This is a genomic window from Psychrobacter sp. (assembly GCF_036731945.1).
Taxonomy (GTDB): domain Bacteria; phylum Pseudomonadota; class Gammaproteobacteria; order Pseudomonadales; family Moraxellaceae; genus Psychrobacter.
The window spans coordinates 1-4,051 of the sequence record NZ_DAINDI010000117.1; the positions used below are offsets into that span (position 1 = coordinate 1).

Annotated in this window: 5 protein-coding genes; 4 read left to right on the forward strand and 1 reads right to left on the reverse strand. The window is 39.5% G+C overall.

The genetic code is table 11. From position 1 onward, the window contains the following. The coding region (locus V7D75_RS14680; protein ID WP_442968976.1) for an excalibur calcium-binding domain-containing protein at nt 1-68 on the forward strand (68 nt) is incomplete at its 5' end. Next, entirely contained in the window at nt 41-451 is a 411-nt protein-coding gene (locus V7D75_RS14290; RefSeq protein WP_333615101.1) for a hypothetical protein, read from the forward strand. The genes V7D75_RS14680 and V7D75_RS14290, both read left to right, overlap by 28 nt. Nucleotides 452-1,311: 860 nt before the next feature. Here V7D75_RS14290 and V7D75_RS14295 read toward each other — a convergent pair. Continuing rightward, the gene (locus V7D75_RS14295; RefSeq protein ID WP_174660670.1) at nt 1,312-2,082 is read right to left on the reverse strand and encodes an IclR family transcriptional regulator; all 771 of its coding nucleotides are present in this window, start codon (nt 2,080-2,082) and stop codon (nt 1,312-1,314) included. 181 nt (nt 2,083-2,263) lie between these two features. Here V7D75_RS14295 and V7D75_RS14300 point away from each other — a divergent pair, with 181 nt between their 5' ends. Then, entirely contained in the window at nt 2,264-3,655 is a 1,392-nt protein-coding gene (locus tag V7D75_RS14300; RefSeq protein ID WP_298872567.1) for a GntP family permease, read from the forward strand. A gap of 43 nt (nt 3,656-3,698) precedes the next feature. Continuing rightward, on the forward strand, nt 3,699-4,051 hold a 353-nt coding region (locus tag V7D75_RS14305; RefSeq protein WP_333615102.1), incomplete at its 3' end, for an iron-containing alcohol dehydrogenase.

Genomic DNA, 4,051 nt, shown 5'->3' on the forward strand with positions numbered 1-4,051 from the left:
GTGGAAATACCAAGCTAGATCGTGATAAGGACGGCGTACCATGCGAATCAATATGTCCAGGTGGTTAATTGCAGTAGCGTCTATCGTTATGATTGGGTGCAGCTCAGGCAATACAGAAGATGATCTGTATGGTTCAGGCTATATCGTAGTGAGTGAGCAGACATGGAGTAAATATTACACAACACCTTATCCGTTTACGGTGCCTGAGGGTGAGATTGCGTGTGCCTCAAATCCTTCCTTTGGTCGTGAGGTGTTTTTTCATCCTAAGGGTTACACCGATGAATCTTACGTTGGTATACCGCTTAATAAAGCAGCGGTAGATGGCTTAAAGCTAAGTCGTTTGACGCCAAATGTGCCTCATAGTGTCAAGGAAGGGGCTGACCTTAGTGAAGCCGTGCAAATTGGATTGAAGGTCTGTGATGAACAAGAGGATAAGTTTGCGACTTATTAAGTTCGATTCCCTAGTGAGGACTTGAATCTTTGGCTGTGAGCTAATGGTATTAAGGTTTCAACTTGCTGAGATAGCCACAGTGTACTTCATGATGTACTTACCATAGATATTCTATCTATGATCGGTGCGCTAGTGAGGACTTGAAGAGACCATCCCAGATTCTGTGTAACTGACGTTTAGATTAAATACTTACACAAAATTTAGGAAGGTCTCGATAAGCCATGCTGCGCCAATAGGGTCTGAGGTAGGGGTGTTCATCATGAATGGCTCAAGCGATTATAGATAAGCCATTTTGCAGAAAAGCGATTATGAATGCAATATAATGATTATAATGAAGCCTCAATGCATTAAATCGATTTTCATATGACGCTGTGATGTCTTTAGATAAAGATCGAGGGGCGTTTTAAGTGGGCATAATTGATCGAAATTGAAGGTGGTAAATACCCCTCTTTTAACACAGCTACGTAGTAATAGAGTGCCTATTCTGTAAACAAAGTCTGCTTGCCTCGCGTGTAAAGCCTTATATATCAGCTGTTTACAAATAAAAATAAAGAATTAAATACTCCTAAACAAATGGCCACCTATTCTTAAATTGGCAAGTTCACTTATTACTATAAATAATGGATAGTTAATTTACCATTTCATGTTCGACTGTATCCAGTCTATTTTAAGCGGTCTATTTGACTGGCTTAAGTGGTGTATACCTAAAATATACCATTTTCAATTACTGACGTTTGTTGCCACGAATAGTAATTCCTCGTACTGTCTGATTAATATATCCCAAATTAGTTTCTATAAAATTATTCGCTTAGGTCAAGGTGAGTTGACGGGTATCATAAATAATAAACATTGCTAATAATTTATTCATAGTCCTGATTAAAAGTAACGGATAGCTCGAGAGCAGCTTCTCGCATAATAGGTACATATTCTAATAGCTCATCCAAAGTTTTTCTTACAGTTGGACCATGGGTGAATACTGTAGCAAACGTTTTATTTTCATCATTAGGAATGAGTACAGCACAAGCAACCATGCCTGGAATAAACTCTTCGTTGTCTATCCCTACTCTAGTATCCCGTGTCTTAGAAATAGTCTGCATCAATTGCTTTTTATCTGTTTGCGTATTGGTAGTTAATGCATGTATCGATATTTTATTAATGATACGTTCGCATTTTGCATTGGATAGTTGTGATAAGAATAACTTCCCACTTGCACTTGCCCAAATCGGTACATGAGTTCCTACTGGCAGATATATTTGAAGTGGCCAATCAGATAAAACGCGATCTACATAAACTACATCTAGGTCTTTCATAATTGCAATGCCTACGGTTTCTCCTATTTGTGCTGAAAGCTGCTGTAATATTGCAAGTCTTTCAATTTTAAAATGATTATTCTGTAATAGGTCCATAGCTAACTTATAGGTTCTTTTCCCAGAGGTCACCTTCCCAGGCAAGTCCAATTGTACAAACCCGATATTTTGTAGCTGATCTAATAACCTGTACATACTAGGTATAGGTACATCCAATGTATCTGCTAAGTCGCTAACGCTCATTGGTCTTTGCGATCTCGCCAGAATTTCCACAATCTGCAAAACCCGCTCAACACTTGAGCCCTTCTTTTTAGTATTACTCATATCTTTGTCACTCCCTAACCATATGACTTCTAATGTTTCTAATCATTATAACGATAATATTTAATGATTTAAGACTTGTCATTATAAAAATATTCTGTTATTTTCACATAACGATATAAATTTTATCGTTATGTGAAAATAATGAAATGGATTTTATGTATATATAGCACAGGGAGTGCATATGATAAGTTTATTGCCCATTTTGCTGTCGTTAGGGTTATTAATGTATTTGGCCTACCGTGGTCATAGCGTGATTTTGTTAGCGCCTTTGCTAGCAATGCTTGCTGTGCTTTTAAGTGGTGAGGCTAATACGATGCTAGGCGTCTATACGCAAGTATTTATGAAAGGTCTGGGTGGATACATCATCAGCTTCTTCCCGCTTTTTCTACTAGGCGCTATATTTGGTAAGTTGATGGATGATTCAGGTTCCGCACTTAGCATCTCAGAGTCACTCGTCACTAAACTCGGTAAGAAGCAAGCTGTTTTATCTATCGTCATGGCCTGTGCGATTTTAACGTACGGCGGTGTGTCATTGTTTGTAGTGGGCTTTGCTGTATACCCAATCGCTGCTGCTTTATTTCGCGAATTGAACATCCCTAAAAGACTTATTCCTGGTGCTATCGCCTTGGGTGCTTTGACCTTCACGATGACCGCTTTACCAGGGACACCGGCAATTCAAAATGCCATTCCTATGCCATTTTTCAAAACAGATTCTTTTGCTGCCCCTGGTCTTGGTGCTATTGGTGGCTTGATCATGTTAGTAGGCGGAATGATTTGGCTTAATTATCGTACTAAAACAGCTCTAAATGCAGGAGAGGGTTATGGTCAACATCATCATGATAAGTTAGCGGTAGTCGATCATAGCGCCAAGCCTTCATTACTTGTAGCGTTATTACCAATCATCTTAGTCATATTGATTAATTTCATTTGCACAAAATGGCTATTACCTAGTATGGATAACAGCTATCTAGCAACTGAAGAGTTTGGCGCTGTTCCTCTATCTAAAGTTCTTGGTATTTGGGCTATTGTTATAGCTTTGGTAGTGTCTTGCGGAGCGATGATTCTGCTCAATTGGAAGCGTTGGAAGGACCTAAAAGAATCGCTCAGTGAGGGTGCGCTAGGGTCATTGCTACCAATTTTTAACACGGCATCTGAAGTTGGATATGGATCGGTTATCGCTACTTTAACCGGGTTTATCATCGTAAAAGAATTCTTATTAGGTTTGTCTCCGGAGAACCCTCTAATTTCAGAGGCTGTTTTCGTAAACGTTATGGCGGGTATTACTGGCTCAGCGTCTGGTGGACTAAGTATTGCTCTCAATACCATGGGGGACAACTATCTTCAGTTAGCTTCTCAATTTGGTATTAATCCTGAGTTAATGCATCGTGTAGCTTCTATAGCATCAGGTGGTTTAGATGCTCTTCCGCACAATGGTGCAGTTATAACTCTACTCGTAATTTGTCAGCTCACTCATAGAGAGTCTTATAAAGATATCTTTGTGGTAGCTGTTGCGGTACCTGTGCTTGCACTCATAGCAGTCATTACCTTAGGTACATTAATAGGCTCGTTTTAGCACAGTATTAAACACATAGTGATCAACACAAGGATAGGTAAATATGTCACATAGTATTCTTCTACCAAGAATCATGGAGGTAGGCCGCGATGCATGTCAAAAGCTACCGAACATATTAGATAGTTTGGGTATTAAAAAGCCTCTCATCATTACGGATGAGATGATGGTTAAACTGGGTTATGTGGACAAACTGCAAACCATTTTGAAAGAGGTTCAGATTACAGCTGATGTATTCTCAGATACTATGCCTGAGCCTACTGAAAGCTCTATTGAGTCAGGGGTGCAGCAGGTACGACACCAAGAATATGATGGTTTGATTGCCTTAGGTGGCGGGAGTCCTATAGATAGCGCAAAAGCAATTTCAATTTTAGGGAAATTTGGTGGCGTCATTAATGA

Excerpts from the sequence above, each read along its gene's own strand:
- V7D75_RS14290 (WP_333615101.1), top strand. The coding sequence starts at position 41 with ATGCGAATCAATATGTCCAGGTGGTTAATTGCAGTAGCGTCTATCGTT.
- V7D75_RS14295 (WP_174660670.1), bottom strand. The coding sequence starts at position 2,082 with ATGAGTAATACTAAAAAGAAGGGCTCAAGTGTTGAGCGGGTTTTGCAG.
- V7D75_RS14300 (WP_298872567.1), top strand. The coding sequence starts at position 2,264 with ATGATAAGTTTATTGCCCATTTTGCTGTCGTTAGGGTTATTAATGTAT.